A 20,623-nucleotide genomic window follows, 5' to 3' on the forward strand; every position below is an offset into this window, starting at 1 on the left:
CTACATCATCTAATAAACATAGTTGCAGCGGCCAATTATCAATAAAGAAACTGTGTAAACTTTTTGATTGATGAAGCATTATTTTGTGTGAAACTGAAGTTGTTGCATGTTTTTTCCATCTAAGTTTCCAACACTGGCTACCACCATTTTCGCAAAAATGTCGGCGATGGCTGCCGAGCATGGTGCAGTGAATCTGTCTCAGGGTTTTCCTGACTTTCGTCCGCCCCAAGAGCTACTGAAATGCATCCAGCGCCATATTGACTCCCACACCCATCAGTATGCTCCCATGCCCGGTCTGCCTACGCTTCGTCAGTCTATTGCAGAAATGCATAGGCGAACCCACAACATTCAGATTGACCCTGATACTGAAATAACCATTACTGCCGGTGCCACTCAGGCTCTTTTTGCAGTGATTGCCACTTTGGTACATCCTGGTGACGAAGTGATTGTACTGGCACCTTCGTACGACAGCTATGTGCCTGCTATAGAGCTTATGGGTGGAAAAGGGGTGGAAATACCACTTTCTTCAGATTTTTCTCTTCCAACTCTTGAAATTCAGAAAGCCATTTCGCCAAAAACTCGGCTTTTAATCGTCAATAACCCCCACAATCCTTCAGGAAAAATACTATCAGCGGCTGAAATGCACTTTCTCGAAAATCTCGCGAAGGCAAATCCTCATCTCATCTTTCTGTTCGACGAAGTTTACCAGCATATCGTATTCGACGGACTACGACATCTCTCTGCTATTACCTATCCCGAATTGAGAAAAAGGGCTGCGTGCGTCTATTCCTTTGGTAAGAGCCTAAATGCTACCGGCTGGAAAATTGGCTACATAGTCGCTAACGAACCCTTAACTCGCGAAATCCGCAAGATTCACCAATACGAAGTTTTTGCTGTCAACAGTTTTATGCAAGCAGCCCTTGCCGAGTATTTACCAGATTTCGATCCCTCGGTTTTAGTCACACATTTACAGGCAGCGCGCAATTACCTCCAAACCCTGCTTTCCGAAACACGATTTAAACCCATATCCACTCAAGGAAGCTATTTCCAGCTTTACGATTATTCTGAAATTTCTGATCTTGACGATGTTCTATTTACCGAATGGCTCGTCAAAGAAGTTGGAGTAGCTCTGATTCCTATCTCTGTTTTTTACAAAAACCCTCCAAAAAACCAGCGCATTGTGCGCTTCTGCTTTGCCAAACGCAACGAAACGTTGCAACTTGCCGCCCAACGTCTTAAAAACTTGTAGTTGGAATGAACGATCTACAAAACCCTCTGCTTCAGCCATTTGATACGCCCTTTCAAATTCCTCCTTTTGATCGCATACAACCCATTCACTTTAAACCTGCCTTCGATCAGGCCCTAAAGGAAGCTAGAGCTGAAGTTCAGTTCATCGCAGAGGATAATTCTGAACCTACCTTCCAAAATACTGTAGAAGCTCTTGAATATGCAGGCCTTCGACTGAACGAACTTTCAGAAATCTTCTTTAACCTCAACAGCGCCGAAACAAATGACCAAATTCAACATCTCGCCCAAGAGATAAGTCCATTACTGGCTGAGTACAGCAACGATGTACTTCTTAACGAAAAGCTCTTTACACGCATCCACACCGTGTATCAAAACACGGATCAAGAGGCTCTTTCGCCTGAGCAGCGCATGCTGCTGCGCAAGACCTACCGAGCTTTCACGCGAAATGGCGCTTTGCTCGACGATGAAAAGAAAAAACAACTGCGCGACATCGACCAGCAGCTCGCCGTGCTCACCCAAAAATTTGCTCAAAATGTATTGGCCGATACCAATGCCTTCGAACTCTGGCTCTCCGAATCTGACCTCGAAGGCTTGCCCGACTTCGTGCGCGAAGCTGCCAAAGAAGCTGCTACCCAAAAAGGCAAACCCGACCAATGGCTCATTACGCTGCAAGCTGACAGCTACATACCCTTTATGACTTATAGCGCTCGGCGTGATTTGCGCGAGCAATTATTCCTTGCTTACGGAGCCCGAGCCTATCGCACTAAAAACGACAATACCGACATCGTATGTCAAATAGCTGACCTCCGTCGTCGGCGAGCTCAATTATTGGGCTTCGAAAGCCACGCTCACTTTGTACTCGAAGAGCGCATGGCTGGCTCGCCCGAGCGCGTTTGGCAGTTTCTTGACTTTCTGAAAACCCATGCCCGCCCGGCTGCTCTCTCCGATATCGAAAAGCTCCGTCAACGCGCCTTCGCTGATGGGCTCGACTCCCTGCAGCGCTGGGATGTGGCCTACATCATGGAAAAAATTAAAAAAGAAGAAATCGGCATTGACGACGAGCATCTAAAGCCCTATTTTCCCCTCCAGCAAGTCGTACAACAAGGCATTTTTAAGCTTGCTCAACGCTTATATGGCTTACAGTTCCGCCTGCGCAACGACCTTCCGAAGTATCATCCCGATGTTCAAACCTACGAAGTAACCGATGCCGACGGCCACCATCTGGCCATCTTTATGGCCGATTACTTCCCTCGACCGGGTAAGCGCGCTGGTGCCTGGATGACGCAGTACCGAGGCCAGTACCGTCACCTGGGCCGCGAGGTTCGCCCCATCATCAGCATCGTCTGTAATTTTAGTAAGCCCACCTCCTCCAAGCCTTCATTGCTCACTTTCGACGAGGTCCTCACTCTTTTTCACGAGTTTGGCCATGCCCTGCACGGCATGCTCGCCCATACTACATACCCATCCCTTAGCGGCACCAATGTCTATTGGGATTTCGTTGAGCTACCCTCGCAAATCCTTGAAAACTGGTGTTACACCGAGCCCATGCTATCGTCTATGGCGCGGCATTACCTCACTGGCGAGCCACTCCCAGCTGACGTCATCGAGCGCCTCAAGCGCATGAAAACCTTTATGGAAGGCTACTCCACCTTCCGCCAGCTCTCCTTCGGTGTGCTCGATATGCATTGGCATCATACGCTTACTAATACCCCTGACGACCTCAAAGCATTTGAATTACAATCACTTGCCGACCTCGATCTGCTACCACCCGTCGATAGCACGGCTATTTCCACATCCTTCAGCCACATCTTTCATGGGGCCTACGCAGCAGGCTACTACAGCTACAAGTGGGCCGAGGTGCTCGATGCCGACGCTTTTGAGTCTTTCGAGCAAGAGGGCCTTTTCAATCCAAGTGTGGCGCAGCGCTTTCGACAGTTGTTAAGTGCCGGGGGCACAATTGAGCCTATGGAGCTATTCGTCCGCTTCAAAGGTCGCGAACCCGACCCATCCGCACTCCTTCGCCGAGCAGGATTGATAAAATAATGCTTTTTTTCTGATTATCATTTGGGCGTGCCCCTCACTTCCTTCGCTGCGCTCAGTCGTTCGGGTCGGGCTATCCGCTCATATTCGCCTCGCGGGTGGGGGCGGCACCCTAAACTCTTCCAGAAAATTCAGCAGCTGAATTCGTCTGGGCTGCGTTGTCTGTCCTTTCGGCCAGCCAGCCTCGCCCAGGTGCCGCAGTGCCCCACCCGCTTCGGCTCATATCCGCTTCTATCCCTCACGCAGCAGCGGCCACCGGCCGCTCTTTAAAACTTTAACCTTAACTAAAACTAACACTTCTTTTGGGAACACAAATGCACGCGGATTTTATTCGCTGATGAACACAGATTTCGTTGAGAATTAAAGCGGATTTCTATCAATAAGCCCCATAGGGCGATATGTGAATAGCATCGCAGTAATTGTCAAACCATCAACTTCGTAGAAGCGACACATCACGTATGCACTGCCTTTTGTTCCGCGCCGTTGGAGCTGAATTGCTTAAAGGCATAAATGCTTGACTATTATCCTTTGGCTGCGCTGCAGTCTTTTTATCATCGACCTATAAATTTTACTTTTAAAGAAAATTCAAACGAAAACTTTTTCAGCGCACATCTGCGCGCTCTGCAGTAAATCTCCCCTCTTTGCGCCCAAAAGACGGAGGGAGAGTTTGGAGGTGTGTAAAAACGAGGAAAGCGAGGGGCAGAGGGAAGAGTAAAATTTGGCTTTAGGCTTACGTTAAAGAATAAGGATTTGAACTATTACACAGCCTAAAGAACGTTGACAGTTTTTTTAACCTATTTTACCAATCCGCTTTCTTGCACCAGTTCCATAAAGTCATCAAAAACCCACGGCTGGCCGGCCACTATTTCACCGCCAAACAAATAGTTTCCACCTCCCGAAAAATCCGTTACTCTACCTCCAGCCTCTTGCACGATCACAATTCCCGCTGCTACATCCCAAGGGCTCAGGCCATATTCAAAAAACACATCAAATCTTCCAGCCGCCACATAGGCTAAGTCGATAGCGGCAGAACCTATCCTGCGTACCCCTCGAGTGCGATAAAACGTGCTGTTTATCAACTTCATAAATGCCGGCATCCGCCCATAGTCACGATAGGGGAATCCCGTGGCGAGCAGTGCCTTATCGAGTCCGGGTTGAGTTCTTACTTTTATTGGTTGTCCATTTTTAAAGGCTCCACCACCTTTCCAAGCCGAGTAGAGGTCATTTAATCCACAGTCATAGATTACACCAACTATTGGTGTCATACGGTGTGTCAGCCCAATGCTAACGGAATAAAACGGAAGACCGTGAATAAAATTGGTGGTCCCATCTAAGGGATCAACTATCCACACATATTCATAATCACCTGATTGGCTTACTGTAGCCTCCTCGGTGATAAATCCTGCCTCCGGCAGAATGCGCTTTAATTCATTGACAATCAGTTCTTCTGAGGTCTTATCTACATAGCTCACAAAAGAGTTCAGCTCCTTAATCTCAACGCTTTTTTCTGAAAAACTTTTCTGCTCGTTTTGAATGAATTGCGAGGCTCTTTGGGCTACAGTCTCTACTTTTTTTACAACTTCTCTGAGATCAATCATTCTTTATCAGACAATTTGAGAACTTTAAGCAGTCTTTTTCCAAATTCTTCAATTACCTCAGCGGCTTCGTCATCGCTGGTAGCCCTGCGCAGTATAGTAGCAGAGGTCACAATGTTTTGATGGATAAATTTTTTCATAGCATCTACGCTCATGTCTTTGGTCCATAGGTCAAGGCGCAAGGTTTCTTGCTTGGCATCGTCCCAGAGAGTTAAAAACGCGGCTTTAGCATCGGCGTGAAACACTCCTCCATCTGGCGCATTCCATTCAATGCGTTCAGGTATCTGATTTTCGTCGAGCCATACGTCGAGGGTGATTTTTGCTTGTTTTTTCATTCGTTAAGGTTTATAGTTGGCTTGGTAAAAAATTGAATGATAGTCAGTACTTTTTATCAAGTCTTTGAGGGAAATATTTTTATTTTTTCGCATGTATTGGCTCACAATCTTATATCCAATCCACCTGCCAAGTCTGCCAGGTATTTGATTGTCGAATTCCGTTCCCAACTTAGTAAATGGAGCAGGGTCAATAAAATTTTTTTTCGTCATATAATTTACATCAAAAAGGAGCTTATTATTTACAAAATACAACCAAATATTTCGCTCGTTTTCTTCACAAAAATCAAGTTGTTCTTTTGTGTATTTAAAAATGTTATATTCCTTTTCCTCTGGCAACAATTTTCGAGTTATATACAGCTTGATTCCTTCGCGAATCATATGCGAGAGTAACGTCTCTGAAGTTTGCTTTTGCTCAATAATCAGAGATTCAGATATTGCATAGGCTACGTCAATGGGAATGAACTTTCTGTCGTGTTCTCGAGCGAGATATCTCGGCTGATTGCCATAGGCCGGATGTTCTTCTCCAAGATACAAATCGAGAGCAATAAACAGTAGAGAGTCACTAAAAATTACAGGGTAGTCATAGTCTAAGCGTGACACATAAGTGAACAAATAAAATTTTTCAAACGGTGGATTAAAGTGATATTTATATCGCTCTAAAACGGGTACTATTTGCTCTATTTCTTTGTTGATGTATTTAAACGAATCCCTCACATGCGCATAAAGTCTTAAATGAACAGAATCTTTCAAAATATTCCTCCAGAATTCATCATCTGTATTTGTAAAAAAGGGTGCATAGATTTTTTTTAATTTTGGAAGGCTGTCAAATACATTCTCTGGTGAAAGTTTAAAAAAATCCTGTTCAAATCTCCCTACTTTTAGTTCAACTTTTGCTCGGGAATCTTCTTCTAGAGTACAGCTGTTGAAAATCAATAAAAAAGATACGGGTAAAAGTATACAATAGTTAATTATACGAGTCATCTGCGAATTTGAAGATACTTTTGTGCAACAAAAATCCATTCAATCGATGAGTTTTTCAAAGTTCCGTCTCGCTCTGTACATTTTTTTGTTTTTAAGCTCATTTACAGCCATTTCCCAAGTTACTCATACCTACAGGTTAGGTATTTATGGAGCCTCAACCCTTACCTGGATGCCTTTTGACAATGACCTTTATCGAGGTCCGGCGCGGATGGGTTGGGGCTTTGGATTTTTGTTTAATCGTTTTTTGAACAGCAAAAATGCCTTTGCCGCAGGCCTCGACATTGGATCTTTGTATCACCATATCACCTATCCGGCTTACGACAGCATGATTGTCGGTAATCCCCTAATTAATGTTCGAATAAAAAATGATTTTCAATTCTTTTCATTTCCCTTCTCCTATCGGATGTTTTGGGGTGAAATTGGATATTATAACCCTTTTGTCAATTTTGGATTCAATCTTGGATTTAGACGTCGTCAGATAGTCGAATATGAACCAAATTATGAAAGTTTTAATCGAAACATCAACAATGGAATTCTGTTTAACCTTCTCATAGGTGTAGGAACAACCTACGAAATAGCAGAATCTACTGACCTGTTTTTCGAAGTTTTATTCAACAGAAGCCTATTGAACAACATCAAAGAAAGCGCTGTTCCACAACTAAGTGGTGAACAACCGCGTTTTTCATTTATCACGGTCAAGGCTGGATTGTTGTTTTAGGAATATGAATGCAGAAAGTGTAGCAAAGTATATAGCCGATTGGCTTAAAGAGTATGCTTTATCAGCCGGTTGTAAGGGATTTGTCGTCGGCATTTCAGGCGGAATAGACTCTGCCACGGTTTCAACGCTATGTGCCCGCACAGGTTTAGAGGTTTTGGTCATCACTATGCCCATCCATCAAGAGGTTAGTCAGCTCGATCGCGCAGCCAAGCACATCGATTGGTTAAAATCGCACTATCCCAAGGTTAGATCTTTAAAAGTGGATCTTACTAAAGTATTTGACGATCTCGTGGTTACCTATCAAGCTGATACTACCGATCACCTTGTAAATCTTTCTTTGGCCAATACGCGTTCGAGACTTCGAATGGTCACACTTTACTATTACGCTCAGGTCAACGGATTACTGGTTGCCGGCACTGGTAATAAAGTGGAGGATTATGGTGTGGGTTTTTATACTAAGTATGGCGATGGAGGCGTAGATCTGAGTCCTATAGCTGACTTAATGAAATCAGAGGTTTATGAATTAGGACGATATTTAGGAATCATAGACGAAATCCTAAATGCTCCTCCCACTGATGGACTTTGGCACGACAATCGAACCGACGAACAACAGCTCGGAGCCACCTACGCACAGCTCGAGTGGGCCATGAAAATGATTGAGGAAGGTAAATCGCCTGAAGACTTCGAAGGCGAGGAGCGAAAAGTGATGGAGGTGTTTTTATCTCATCACCGTCGCAACAAACATAAAATGGTGCCAATACCCGTTTGTAAGATACCTGAAACCATCAAAAATTAATCGCCATTTGAGATACCTCCTGATTATTGTGGCTTTTATACTTACAGGGGCAAGTTTCGCCCAAACCGACGAGGTATATTATGATGCTAAAGGGCGAAAAACCGGTTATTGGAGAAAATATTATCCTAACAAGCAATTGAAATTCGAAGGTCGCTTTGAAGACGACATCGAAGTAGGAGTTTTTAAATATTACCACGAAAACGGAAAGTTAAAGACAGAAAACACCTTCAGAGGTAAAACAGGTATTTGTTATTCAAAACAGTACGATCAAAATGGTAACCTGCTGGCAGAGGGTCTTTACAACAAACGCCAAAAAGACAGCGTTTGGACGTATTACAACGAGCAGGGGGTCAAGATTTCTCAAGAAACGTACACCAAAGGAAAACTCCACGGCCCTGTGATCACTTATTTTCCCAACGGCAAAGTGGCAGAGCGCATCGAATATGTAAACGGTGTGCGCCAAGGCGTCTGGGAGCAATTTTTTGAAGATGGCAATCGCAGTATTTCAGCCACCTACAAGGCTGACAAATTGCACGGTGAGGCTACGTATTACTCCGTATTCGGATCTGTGAGAGCAAAAGGAACGTATGTCGAAGGAGTGCGTCACGGCGATTGGTTTTTTTACAGCGACGAAGGTCGCCCGGAGCGAAAAGAGACGTATCAGAACGGATTTTTAGTGCGCATGGTTGAATATTCCAAAAAATCAGCCCAATAATGGCTCGTGTGGTAGTTGGCATGTCGGGCGGTGTGGATAGCAGTGTAGCTGCTCTGCTCCTTCAGCAGCAAGGGCATGAAGTAATAGGTATTTTCATGCGGAACTGGAACGACGAATCAGTGACGCTCAACAACGAGTGCCCTTGGGTGGATGACAGCCAGGACGCACTGATGGTGGCCGAATCGCTAGGAATCCCGTTCAGAGTGATTGATTTTAGCGAAACGTACAAAAAGCGGATCGTCGATTACATGTTTGCCGAGTATGAGGCCGGCCGCACTCCCAATCCCGATGTGCTCTGCAATCGGGAGATAAAATTTGATGTGTTTCTCGAAGAAGCTTTAAAACTCGGTGCCGATTACGTAGCGACAGGTCATTACTGCCGAAAGCAAGTAGAGACAGCAACAAGTGGAACTGAGATCCATCGCCTTCTGAAAGGTGTGGACCATAACAAAGACCAAAGCTACTTTCTCTGTCAGGTGAGGCAATCCCAGTTAGCTAAAGCTCTTTTTCCCATTGGTCACCTTCAAAAAGCCGAAGTAAGACAAATAGCTCAAAAACACGGTTTAATTACTGCAAACAAAAAAGATTCTCAGGGACTGTGTTTTATCGGCAAAGTCAGCCTACCTGAATTTTTACAACAGCAATTAAAACCCAAAAAAGGCAAAATCATTCTCGTTCCGCCACAAGCTCTGCAAGTAGCACTTTACACGGGTATGGAGGAAATAACCGAAGAAAATCTGGATGTTTGGGCTACTCCTCCGCAACTCACTGCCTCCATGGGTCAAAACATCGGCGAGCACAGTGGAGCTCATTACTTTACCATCGGCCAACGCAAGGGGCTTGGCTTAGGAGGCATGAAAAAACCACCTTTTGTGATAGGAACCGATGTGCATGAGAACATCTTGTATGTAGGCGAAGGCGAAGACCATCCGGGACTTTACCGCAGCGCACTAAAAATGAAAAATGAAACGCTCAACTGGATTGTTCCAGGAGAACATTTAAAACCCGGTGAGCGTAAAAGGTACATGTGTAGAATTCGCTACCGCCAAGAGCTTGAACCTGCCACGCTTTTTGTTTTCGAAGAATACAGTTATCTGCTTTTCGATAAACCTCAAAAGGCCATTAGTCCTGGCCAGTTTGCCGTGTGGTACGAAGGCGAGTATTTGGTAGGTAGCGGTGTAATACTTTAGAACATGAGGAAGGGAATTTTAATCTTGCTTTTTGCACTGGCTTCGGTTACGTATGCCCAGCAGCATTACATTGTTTATTTAAAAGACAAAGGCAGTAACATTCATTTACTTTCAGATCCTCAAAAATTCTTAAGTACACGTGCCTTATTGAGAAAACAGGCGCACAACATACCCATCGATGCAACTGACCTTCCTGTTTGTAACAACTACATAAAGGCGGTTTCAGAGGTCATTGGGACTGAGGGTAAAATTTTACAAAAAAGCAAGTGGCTGAATACACTTTTTTTAAGCACATCTGAGTACAAAATCAATCAAATTGCTCAATTGCCCTTTGTAACTCACATAGAGCCATATACACCCAAAAGTTCAATTACAGCGCGCACGCAAATAGTGAATCACGGCCTCAGCAAGCCTCAGATAGAAATGCTCAAAGGGCAATTTCTTCACAACCAGGGCTATTTAGGTCAAGGGATGCTCATAGCCGTTTTCGATGGTGGATTTTTTAATACAGATAATGCTTCTGTTTTCGATTCACTCTATCAATCAGGTCGATTAAAGTTTACTTACAATTTCAACAACAACAGTTCGAACGTTTACTTTCCTGGTTCGCACGGCACGGCTGTATTAGGTGTTTTGGCCTCTTATGCGCCAGGTCAAATGATTGGTACCGCACCTAAGGCCGATTACATTTTGCTCCAAACTGAATTTGAACCCACTGAAACCCGACAAGAAGAATACAATTGGCTCGCTGGAGCCGAGTTAAGTGATTCGTTAGGGGTTGACATTATTAATTCTTCACTGGGCTACAGCACTTTTGATAATCCTGCAGATAATTACACAGTCGCTCAGCTTAACGGGCAAACGGCTATTGTAACCCAAGCAGCTCTATGGGCTGCTCGAAAGGGGATGCTCGTGGTGAATTCAGCTGGCAATGAAGGGAATAGCAGTTGGCAAAAAATTCTCTTTCCGGCAGATGCTGATTCTATACTGGCAGTAGGTGGAGTAAACAGCGCGGGTCAGCGAGTTAATTTCAGCAGTATGGGACCTACAGCAGATCAACGCATTAAACCCGATGTCGCTGCCCAGGCTTTTCAGGTATTTACAATAAACAGCAGTGGGAATGCCACTACCGCAAATGGTACTTCATTCTCTGCACCTTTGATCAGTGGTTTAGCTGCTTGTTTATGGCAGATGTATCCCAACAAGTCGTTTTTTGACATTCGAAATGCCATCTTGCAAAGTGGTCATATGGCATCAAATCCTGATACCCTCTTAGGTTATGGAATTCCTGACTTTCAGCTTGCCGCACAACTGCTTCTTAATCAGTCTGAAATAGAAGATGACAAAGAGAAAATTAGCATTTTTCCTAATCCGGTAAGAGATGAACTCCATGTTAAGGGTTTGGAATCTGCTGAAATTAAAGAGATTAGGATTTACGATGGATATGGTCGACTTGTGAAAGCAATTAATAAAATTGAAAATGGAGATATAAATGTATCCTCGTTGCCGTCAGGGATCTATTTTATAACTTTTACTTTTGAAGGCCATAAAATCACAAAAAAAATTTTAAAGCTTTGATAGATAAGAGATTTGATTTTTCCAAAAATAGAGTTTGTTCCTTATTTGGCATTCGATATCCGGTGATTCAGGCCGGAATGATTTGGGTAAGTGGCTGGAAGCTGGCTCGTGCAGTAAGCGATGCTGGAGGACTGGGAATTATCGGGGCTGGCAGTATGTATCCGGATGTGCTGAGAGAACATATCCAAAAATTCAAAGCGCACTCCGACAAGCCCTTTGCCGTAAATGTGCCTATGTTGTATCCTGACTTGGACAAAATTGTGGACATCATCATCGAAGAAAGAGTTCCCATTGTCTTTACTTCAGCCGGAAATCCAGCTACCTACACTCCAAAGTTTAAGGACAATGGTCTGAAGGTGGTTCATGTAGTGAGCAGCGTAAAATTTGCCCTGAAGGCTCAAGCCGCTGGTGTAGATGCCGTGGTGGCTGAAGGCTTTGAGGCAGGTGGCCACAACGGACGGGAAGAAACCACTACGATGGTTTTAATTCCTGCTGTTAGACGAGAGATAGATATACCCCTGATAGCTGCAGGTGGAATAGGTTCAGGGGCATCAATGATGGCAGCTATGGCTTTAGGAGCCGAAGGAGTACAGGTGGGTTCGAGGTTTGCAGCTTCAGTTGAAAGCTCTGCTCATCAGGCATTTAAAAAAGCGATCGTAAACGCCAAAGAAGGTGACACAATTTTGACCCTTAAAGAGTTAGCCCCAGTGCGTTTAATTAAAAATAGGTTTTATGACCAGGTAAAGGCTGCATACGAACGTGGAGCCACTGTAGAGGAGTTAAAACAAATTCTCGGCAGAGCTCGGGCTAAAAAAGGCATGTTTGAAGGCGATCTCGACGAAGGTGAACTCGAAATAGGCCAAATCTCCGCCATAATAGACGATATTAAACCCGCAGCTCAAATACTTCAGGAAATTATTTCCGAATACAATGAATTAAAAGCAGCGATTAGAAATTCTTAGTCATTCGCTAATTAATAAAAAATGGAAATTAATTAGTGAGTTTGCATCAATTTTTTGCGGTTTATTGTATCTACTTTTAATTTGTATCAAATAAGGTCTTACAAATGAGGATGTACAAAAACGCACTGTTCACAATATTCCTATTTGTTTTTTCATTTCTGTCTTATCATACAAAATCCAGCCACATTCGTGGAGGAGAGATTACTTGGAGATGTGCACCAAATGGCGGGTGGATTTTTACCTTTAAAATCTATGGCGAGTGCGGAAGTACAGTTATTAGCCAATTTGAAACAAGTCTTACTCAGCAACTACAGATTCAAAACTATCCGACTGTTGGAGGAACGACTAATGTAACAGTTACACGCATTAGCAGGCAGGATATTTCGCCGAAGTGTTGGAATCCGAGTTGGGAATGGCGTTGCACGCCTAATAACCAACCGCCGTTTAATGGTCAGAATCCACAATGTCCTCCGCAGTTCACACCTTGCGATTGGAACGGTCAATCATACGGTGCCGTGGCGGAGTTTGTTTATGAATCTGCACCTATTATGCTATCGGGTACTCCACCTGCCCAAGGCTGGACTGTAAACTGGAACGTATGCTGCAGAAACAATTCAATTAACATTGTAGGTGCATCCGGTCAATCAGCTTGGTTTAGAAGTGTAATGTTTCCGAAGCCCAATCCGACAGGTCCTGGCTTCATGAACGCATCTACTTGCTACGACAATTCACCACAGTTTCTCGAGCCTCCAGTCGTTGTCATTTGTGCAGGTAACCCTCAGATTTACAGCCCACTTTCTTTCGACAAAGATTTGGACCCAGTTCAATACTCTTTAGCTAACGGACTGGGAAACAATGGCAATCCAATGACCTGGGCTACCGGATATTCTGCAAATCAACCTTTTCCCACTAATGCACCAAATGGACCTACTTCAATCGATCCAACTACAGGAAATATTACTATAAATCAAATTGGAAATATTACCGAAGGCAACTATTTGTTAGTTATACGCGTTACTTCATTTTGTGGTGGTGTTCCCATATCTGAAGTGTACAGAGATGTGCAAATATCCATAGTTAACTGTCAAAAAATTCAGGGAAATCCACCTAATAATGCCCCATCATTAACTATTTCACCAATAGGAAATCTGAATTACACTTTAGTCGGAAATACATTGACGGTGTATGCTGTGGCAAAAGATACAATTCAGTTTAATCTTTTAGCGCAAGATATTGATCTGAATCCTTTACCACCTACCAATATTCCGGCAATACCTCAGCAAGTGAGGTTTTTTGCTGCGGGTGGTCAGGTAGGAGCAAATTTAACAGATACAAACAGCTGTGATTTTCCACCTTGTGCAGTGATGCATCCGGGTCCAGGCCAATCCGGTTATACAAATCCTGTAAACAACGCAATAAAATTCTTCTGGAGAACTGATTGTAACCACTTGAGCAGTAATTCGGTATGTGGTATTTCAGGACTGAATGAATATGTCTTTACCCTTCGGATGTCTGACAATTATTGTCCATCACCGGCTATTGCCATTGCTACCGTACGGGTAATCATTAATGCCTCATCAGCTGACTCAGCGCGTTTACACTGTGTTAACCGACTCAACAACAATGGCGTGTATCAGCTGAACTGGACGCCTCCTCAAGACACCGGATATAACTTTAATTATTACATAATATATGGTAGCCCGAGCCCTGCTGGGCCATATGTGCCGCTTGACACCCTCTATGGTTGGGCTACAAATACTTATACCACTCAGCCACTTACTCCAAATACAGGGTGGAATTTTTATGTAGCCTCTAATATGGGTTGTAACTACAGCTCTAATTCCGATACGCTTCGCGCTATTGAACTAAATTTGAATGTTTTTCCACCAAACAATGGCCAGTTTGGACAAATGACCTGGAACGACATTAAGACAAATGGTAGTTCAGATAAATTCTTTTCAATATGGGCTGAACATCCTAAAGGTTCAAACAATTGGATTAAGTTAGATTCCACAAAGCTATTTACTTACACCGATACAGTAAACGCCTGTGGCGATACAGTGGCTTTTCAAATAAGAGCTGAGCAAGACAGTGGAGCTTCGTGTTTTGCTTATTCTAATATTGAAGATGGATATTTTACAGACATATCCAATACCGATACTATGCAGCTGGTTTATGTTACGGTAAACAACAACAAAGCTCAGATTGACTTTTTGCCGAGCAATTCGGGTGATGTAGAAACTTACTATATTTTAAGTGGCAATCCCTTTACAAATACCTGGTCGATAGTGGATACCCTTGATCAAAACGACACACTTCCACACATCTGGCAAGGGTCCAATGCTGGCAATCAAATTGAGTATTTTCGAGTCATATCGGCCGACAGTTGTGGTAATTTCTCTGACGATCAAATAGTTGTTTGGCATAATACCCTCTTAATCAACTATATTCTTAGAGTTTGCGAAGGAACTAATACCCTTTATTGGAATAGATACAATGGTTGGGGCAACGATCTTGTCGGTTATGAAGTCTACGCCGATATTAATTCGCCGATACTTGGCAATTTACCAAATCAATTGCTCTTCACCGGTACACCTAACGATACGTTTTACGTTCAAACCAGTTTCGAAGAAGGTGCAGACTATTGCTACAGAGTTGAAGCAATCCACACAAATGGAATTCGGTCAGTATCTCAGATTACTTGTATGAATCCAGGGGTGCTGATACCTTCAAACTTGATGTACATCCCTTACACTGAGGTTAAAAACAATGCCATCCAAATTGAATTTTTCTATGATGGCGCTGCTGATATTCGAGAGTACATTCTTCAAAGAGGTCATTCAGCCAATGGACCTTTCTATGAAATCGTGAGATTCCCACACAACACTACACCACCTTTTAGGCACACATTTACGGATAATAAGGTGGACATCAATCAATCGTATTTCTATCGGGTTGTCGGGGTAAACAATTGTGATACCATCGGTGCCGTATCAAATCATGCTCGTAATATTGTGGTGAAAGCCAATGCCTTGAGAAGCGATGTAAACAGAGTGCATTGGAACCCCTACACTGAGTTTAATGGGGGAGTATTTCAATATCAAATCCTTCGCAAGGTAGGTGAATTCGGTGCTTGGCAGTTACTGCCTGTTGTAATAACTGGTACCGATACCATGTATCTTGACGACATTAAGTCTTTTGAAGGTACTGAAAACCTTTACTGTTACAAAGTAATTGCCGTCGAAGGCACTAACACCTTGCCTATACCTCCAGGGTTTGGTCCATTTGTTAGTACCTCAAACGAAACCTGTGTCAATCAAAAAGTTAAGCTTTTTGTGCCCAATGCAATTAGACCGGGTTCGCCGATTCTGGAAAACAGAACTTTCAGAGTTCAATTTAAATACCTTGATATCACCAGATTTAGCATGCAGATTTTTAACCGTTGGGGCCAACTTATGTTTGAAACCGACGATCCTAACAAGGGTTGGGATGCCACCTTCGAGGGCAAAGAAGTACCTGCCGGAGTTTACACATATCTCATTAAGTACGCGACTCCGGGCGATAACGAACAAGAAGAACGAGGTACATTCACAGTTATTAGATAAAATTTTATATAACTTTGGCCCGCTCAATGAGCGGGCTTTTTTATGCTACACCGCGTCATGAAAAAACTATTCTTTGCACTTTTTCTTGCCCTTTATTCCCTTTTTGGTGCAAATGCCCAAATAACAGAGGAAATCAGCGAATCGACCCGGCAAATATTTATCAACTACAAAAGGCGATTCGAAAATAAAAGTCGAGTTACAGGGTATAGAATTCAACTCTTTACCGGAAACAAGCAATCTGCCGACCGCATCAGAGCTCAGTATTTAGCTCAAAACTTTCCTTACCCTGTCTATATGGTCTTTGAAATGCCCAATTATAAAATTCAGGTGGGTGATTTCAGAGATCGAATTGAAGCCGAGGGCGTACGTGAAAGCTTGATGGGAACATTTAGTGGTGCTTTTTTGGTGAGAACCTCAATCACCCCGTATTTAAAAATAGCTAATTTTTAATCAGGTTTAACGAATGAAATATAAACGCGTACTACTTAAACTGAGCGGTGAAGCTCTGATGGGAAGTCAGAACTACGGCATTGACCCCAAACGACTAAAAGAATACGCAAACGAAATAAAAGACGTTGTTTCTCAAGGTCTTCAGTTGGCTATCGTCATCGGCGGAGGAAACATTTTTCGGGGAGTTTCAGGGGCGGCTACCGGTATGGACCGTGTGCAAGCCGACCACATGGGTATGTTGGCCACAGTGATTAATTCTTTAGCGCTTCAATCAGCCCTCGAAAATGAAGGCATCTTTACCCGATGCATGTCGGCCATCGAGATGAATAAAATCGCCGAACCTTTCATCCGTCGTCGCGCCATCCGCCACCTTGAGAAGGGTAGGGTAGTGATTTTCGCCGGCGGCACAGGCAATCCCTATTTTACAACAGATACAGCCGCTACACTTCGAGCCATCGAAATAGATGCCGAAGCCATTTTAAAGGGTACTCGAGTAGATGGCATTTATTCTGCTGACCCTGAAAAAGACGCAAACGCTAAAAAATTTGATGCCCTTTCTTTTAAAGAAGTGTATGAAAAAGGCCTGAATGTAATGGACATGACCGCCTTTACCTTAAGCCACGAAAACAATCTGCCTATTATCGTCTTCGACATGAATAAGCCAGGTAACCTAAGAAAGGTGATTTTTGGAGAGAATATCGGAACAATTGTCAAAAATTAATACTTGAAAAATGGACGAAATACAACTCGTACTTGAAACCGCTGAAGAGAGCATGAAAAAGGCTCTCCATCATTTGGAGAAAGAACTCGTAAAAATTCGCGCCGGTAAAGCAAATCCTGCTTTGCTCGAAAGCATAAAACTAGAATACTATGGTGTGATGAGCCCGCTAAACGGTGTGGCCAACATAATGGTACCTGATGCCCGTACCATCACCATTCAACCCTGGGAAAAGAAAATGATCCCCGAAATCGAACGCGCTATTATGAATGCCGGACTCGGCCTCAATCCACAAAACAATGGCGAAATGGTCATTATCAACATTCCTCCCCTTACTGAGGAACGACGTAAAGAACTCGTAAAGCAAAGCCGCGCTGAAGCCGAGCATGCTCGCGTAGGCATACGCGCAGCTCGTAAAGAAGCCAATGACGAGCTTAAAAAGCTCCAAAATCAGGGAATAGCTGAAGATGCTATAAAAGACGCCGAAGAAAAAGTTCAAAAACTCACTAACCTCTATATCTCAAAAGTCGATCAGATGCTTGAGAAAAAAGAGGCTGATATCATGACCGTATGAAAAATTTCTTACATGCCGGGGCTCTCGCCCTGGCTATTTTATTTTCTAGCTGCTCATCATCCATTAATGTTGAGGATGGGGATACACTTACTGTGTATGTAAATAATTACTCTGTTAAGGATTTTGAGCCTTATCTCGACTGCTCAACGGTGCTTTCAAAAAATTCAGCAGACCACAAAAAGTTAGTAAAATTAATAGCTGATCTTAGCGACGAAACGTTTGAAGAGGAAGACGGCAGCAATTATTACACTATTACAATTACTGATGCTACAGGAATCCAAAAGGCAACGGTCACCATACCTCAGGGGGGCGGAGGGCGCTCGAAAAGCAAGAAGCTCTTTCAATTGCTCGATCAGATTTGTATCTATTGATTGACTGTGTCATAGTATCTGTATGTAAATAGACTTTCGAATTAGCTTAATAGATATCTTTAATACGTGAAATTCATCGAATTTGGTCAAAAAAAAGGCCTATAAAAAGTATTTTTGACCAAACAGAGTCGTTCCATGAATTTTTCAGATGTGTATGACAAGCACGTAGTTCTTACCTATCATTTGTACAATAACCTGTTTCTTACATTGCCTTATACAGGCATTCAAACAGCCGGACCCTACGTGCCAATTTTAAATAAAAAATCGTTTGAAGGTCTCCAGGCAGGTTTAGCACCAGATGAAATATTAAACCACTTCTTTGAAGACCATTATCCTATCGAAAGTGAACAGGAAAAAATCGACTTTCTCTTCAAGGTAGTACAATACATCGAGCGGCAAGTGGTACTATTTGATGCCGTTGAAGATGCAGCCTTCGAAAAACTTCACGACCTGCAAGGAAAAGGTACCCTGTCCTTCTTAATAGAAGAGGCTAAAGCTGAAAATGCGCTCAATGCCCTGGGCAAAGTATTGTCTTCTTTTGGAGTTCGAGTAGTACTAACAGCGCATCCAACCCAGTTTTATCCGGGTCATATACTTAGCATTATAACCGATATGGAGCAAGCCATTCGCAAAGGCAATGCTGCAGAGGTCACAACCTTAATGCGGCAGCTTGGTCTAAGCGCCATGTATCGTCGCAACAAACCTACTCCTCTTGAAGAGGCTACTTCGCTCATTTGGTATCTCGAAAACATATTCTATGACGTAAACGCCCAAATTCACCGACTCCTACTTGATAAAGTACCTTCCTACACCTTTAATCCCAAACTCATTACCACAGGCTTCTGGCCAGGTGGAGATCGCGATGGCAACCCTACTGTGAAGTCAGATACTACCATCGATACATGTAAACGATTAAAAGAGAGCATACTAAGATGCTATTTGCGCGATGTGCGTTCTCTTAAGCGCAAGCTCACCTTCCCAGGAATTGACCTTAAAATTCGAGAAATTGAGCTTCGTCTTCAATCAACCATCTATCGCCATGACGACAACTACTATAATCGCCCGGAAGAAGTGATTGCCGATCTTCAACACATTCGGGAAGAACTTCAGCAAAAATTTATGAGTCTGTATTGTGACGATGTAGATGCACTCATTCGCCAACTTCAAACTTTTGGCTTTCACTTCGCCCCCCTCGACATTCGTCAGGACTCTCGAGTACATCGTTCTTGGGCATTTGAGTTTTTGTCCTTTAGGGGTCTTGAGGAGCAATATCAAGTTTTTTCTACCGTAGAGCAAAAACTTGACTTTTGGTGGAATCAGCAGTGCGACCTACTATCTGATGAACTACTTTATCTGTCACCCGACCTCGCAGATGTTATCAGGCTTATTAAGGCCTTACCAATGATTCACATAAAGAATGGCCCAAGATCCATCGAACGCTACATCATCTCAAACACCCAAAATGCTGAAGACCTCGCTATTCTAAAATTTTTACTTACGGCTGCTGGCAGCGATTTTTACCTTCATATTCAGCCTATTCCTCTCTTCGAAACAGTAAAAGATCTGGCCAATTCCGAGCAGATTTTAACTGCGCTTTTCAATCACAGTGGTTACCGCCAGTGGTTAGCCGCGCATGGCAATAGGCAGACTATCATGCTCGGTTTTAGTGATGGCACCAAAGACGGAGGTTATCTCAAAGCCAACATAGCCATCTATAAAGCAAAAGCTGCAATCACTCGATTATGCCGTACCTATGGCATAGAACCGATCTTCTTCGACGGACGTGGCGGCCCACCTGCTCGTGGCGGTGGCGATACACACCTCTATTATGCAGCACAAGGTGCCGACATCGCCTGCAGCGAAATACAACTCACCATCCAAGGCCAAACCATATCCTCCAAATTCGGAAACCATCAGGCAGCACGATACAACCTAGAGCAACTCCTCACGGCTGGAGCTGGGCGCTACCTCTTCAGAAACTCCACACCCACCCTTACCGACCAAGAAGCTGAACTCCTGAGTCAACTAGCTGAGATTGCTTACACCAAATACGAAAGCCTTAAAAATCACCCTGCCTTTTCCGAATATTTACTAAAAGCTACCCCACTGCCGTATTACGCCGAAACAAACATCAGCAGTCGTCCAGCCAGGCGTGGCCGTACCGATAAACTTTCACTCGACGACCTTCGCGCCATACCTTTCGTTGGCACCTGGGCGCAGATGAAGCAAAATGTGCCTGGCTACTATGGCTTCGGCACAGCCCTACAAGCTGCTATCGATTCTGGTCAGGGCCAGCAGCTCAAGGACCTTTTTCGACACTCCAGATTCTTTCGTGCCCTTGTGCTCAACAGTATGCAGTCACTTGCCAAAACACGCTTTCAACTCACAGCTTACCTCCAGAACGATCCTCAGTTTGCCGACATCTGGCTCGATTTAAAAAAGGAAGCCGACCTCACGCAATCGATGCTCTTGTACATTTCTGGTTATTCGCAGCTGCTCGATGAGTCACCCAACAACCGCAAATCTATCGCTATGCGCGAAGAAATGATTTTGCCCTTGCTCATCATTCAGCAGTATGCCCTCTTACAATTGCGAAAGCGTCCTAAGACAGACCCTCAGCACGGAGTGTATAAAAAACTTGTGGTCCGATGCTTCTTCGGCAACATCAACGCCAGTCGCAACAGCGCATAAAATTTTTTTCTTTTTTTCTTTTTGGGCGTGCCCCAGGCTGGCGCTTATGGCGCTCA

17 protein-coding genes are annotated in these 20,623 nt (G+C 43.7%); 14 read left to right on the top strand and 3 right to left on the bottom strand.

What is annotated here, in order from left to right; genetic code table 11:
* The first annotated feature begins 106 nt into the window (after positions 1 to 106).
* On the top strand, positions 107 to 1,249 hold the full coding sequence (locus EIP89_RS01530; RefSeq protein ID WP_124396896.1) for a methionine aminotransferase: 1,143 nt from the start codon (positions 107 to 109) through the stop codon (positions 1,247 to 1,249).
* A 5-nt stretch (positions 1,250 to 1,254) separates the two neighbouring features.
* The gene (locus EIP89_RS01535; protein WP_124396897.1) at positions 1,255 to 3,291 is read left to right on the top strand and encodes a M3 family metallopeptidase; all 2,037 of its coding nucleotides are present in this window, start codon (positions 1,255 to 1,257) and stop codon (positions 3,289 to 3,291) included.
* 791 nt (positions 3,292 to 4,082) lie between these two features.
* Here EIP89_RS01535 and EIP89_RS01540 read toward each other — a convergent pair.
* The 3 genes from EIP89_RS01540 to gldB are packed head-to-tail and all read right to left on the bottom strand — an operon-like array spanning position 4,083 to position 6,199.
* Entirely contained in the window at positions 4,083 to 4,886 is an 804-nt protein-coding gene (locus EIP89_RS01540; protein WP_174706039.1) for an inositol monophosphatase family protein, read from the bottom strand.
* The gene (locus EIP89_RS01545) at positions 4,883 to 5,218 is read right to left on the bottom strand and encodes a gliding motility protein GldC (protein ID WP_124396898.1); all 336 of its coding nucleotides are present in this window, start codon (positions 5,216 to 5,218) and stop codon (positions 4,883 to 4,885) included. The genes EIP89_RS01540 and EIP89_RS01545 overlap by 4 nt, the downstream gene beginning before the upstream one ends.
* A gap of 3 nt (positions 5,219 to 5,221) precedes the next feature.
* The gene (gene gldB, locus EIP89_RS01550) at positions 5,222 to 6,199 is read right to left on the bottom strand and encodes a gliding motility lipoprotein GldB (RefSeq protein WP_124396899.1); all 978 of its coding nucleotides are present in this window, start codon (positions 6,197 to 6,199) and stop codon (positions 5,222 to 5,224) included.
* Between the two features lie 46 nt (positions 6,200 to 6,245).
* Here gldB and EIP89_RS01555 point away from each other — a divergent pair, with 46 nt between their 5' ends.
* The 12 genes from EIP89_RS01555 to EIP89_RS01610 all read left to right on the top strand — a co-directional run bounded on the left by EIP89_RS01555 (position 6,246) and on the right by EIP89_RS01610 (position 20,567).
* Complete coding sequence (locus EIP89_RS01555) at positions 6,246 to 6,917, top strand: hypothetical protein (RefSeq protein ID WP_124396900.1); 672 nt, start codon at positions 6,246 to 6,248, stop codon at positions 6,915 to 6,917.
* A gap of 4 nt (positions 6,918 to 6,921) precedes the next feature.
* Entirely contained in the window at positions 6,922 to 7,713 is a 792-nt protein-coding gene (gene nadE, locus EIP89_RS01560; protein WP_124396901.1) for an NAD(+) synthase, read from the top strand.
* 7 nt (positions 7,714 to 7,720) lie between these two features.
* Complete coding sequence (locus EIP89_RS01565; protein ID WP_124396902.1) at positions 7,721 to 8,428, top strand: toxin-antitoxin system YwqK family antitoxin; 708 nt, start codon at positions 7,721 to 7,723, stop codon at positions 8,426 to 8,428.
* Positions 8,428 to 9,618 (top strand): tRNA 2-thiouridine(34) synthase MnmA, encoded by a 1,191-nt coding sequence (gene mnmA / locus EIP89_RS01570; protein ID WP_124396903.1) that lies wholly within the window; start codon positions 8,428 to 8,430, stop codon positions 9,616 to 9,618. Before EIP89_RS01565 ends, mnmA begins: the two co-directional genes overlap by 1 nt.
* A gap of 3 nt (positions 9,619 to 9,621) precedes the next feature.
* Positions 9,622 to 11,196, top strand: coding sequence for a S8 family serine peptidase (locus EIP89_RS01575; protein ID WP_124396904.1), 1,575 nt, complete (start codon positions 9,622 to 9,624; stop codon positions 11,194 to 11,196).
* Positions 11,193 to 12,158: an NAD(P)H-dependent flavin oxidoreductase gene (locus EIP89_RS01580; protein ID WP_262607375.1), complete on the top strand. Its 966-nt coding sequence runs from the start codon at positions 11,193 to 11,195 to the stop codon at positions 12,156 to 12,158. Before EIP89_RS01575 ends, EIP89_RS01580 begins: the two co-directional genes overlap by 4 nt.
* A 104-nt stretch (positions 12,159 to 12,262) precedes the next feature.
* Positions 12,263 to 15,763, top strand: a complete 3,501-nt coding sequence (locus EIP89_RS01585; RefSeq protein ID WP_124396905.1) for a T9SS type B sorting domain-containing protein — start codon at positions 12,263 to 12,265, stop codon at positions 15,761 to 15,763.
* A 57-nt stretch (positions 15,764 to 15,820) separates the two neighbouring features.
* A complete protein-coding gene (locus EIP89_RS01590; protein WP_160160483.1) occupies positions 15,821 to 16,213 on the top strand; it encodes an SPOR domain-containing protein in 393 nt (130 codons plus the stop codon).
* A gap of 13 nt (positions 16,214 to 16,226) precedes the next feature.
* Positions 16,227 to 16,934: a UMP kinase gene (gene pyrH / locus EIP89_RS01595; protein WP_124396907.1), complete on the top strand. Its 708-nt coding sequence runs from the start codon at positions 16,227 to 16,229 to the stop codon at positions 16,932 to 16,934.
* Positions 16,935 to 16,944: 10 nt separating this feature from the next.
* Positions 16,945 to 17,505 carry a ribosome recycling factor gene (gene frr / locus EIP89_RS01600; protein WP_124396908.1) on the top strand — a complete coding sequence of 187 codons (561 nt, stop codon included), beginning with the start codon at positions 16,945 to 16,947 and terminating at the stop codon, positions 17,503 to 17,505.
* Entirely contained in the window at positions 17,502 to 17,876 is a 375-nt protein-coding gene (locus EIP89_RS01605; RefSeq protein ID WP_124396909.1) for a hypothetical protein, read from the top strand. The genes frr and EIP89_RS01605 overlap by 4 nt, the downstream gene beginning before the upstream one ends.
* Positions 17,877 to 18,011: 135 nt before the next feature.
* Entirely contained in the window at positions 18,012 to 20,567 is a 2,556-nt protein-coding gene (locus tag EIP89_RS01610) for a phosphoenolpyruvate carboxylase (protein ID WP_124396910.1), read from the top strand.
* Positions 20,568 to 20,623: the final 56 nt, after the last annotated feature.

The organism is Thermaurantimonas aggregans, from assembly GCF_003851885.1.
Lineage (GTDB): Bacteria > Bacteroidota > Bacteroidia > Flavobacteriales > Schleiferiaceae > Thermaurantimonas > Thermaurantimonas aggregans.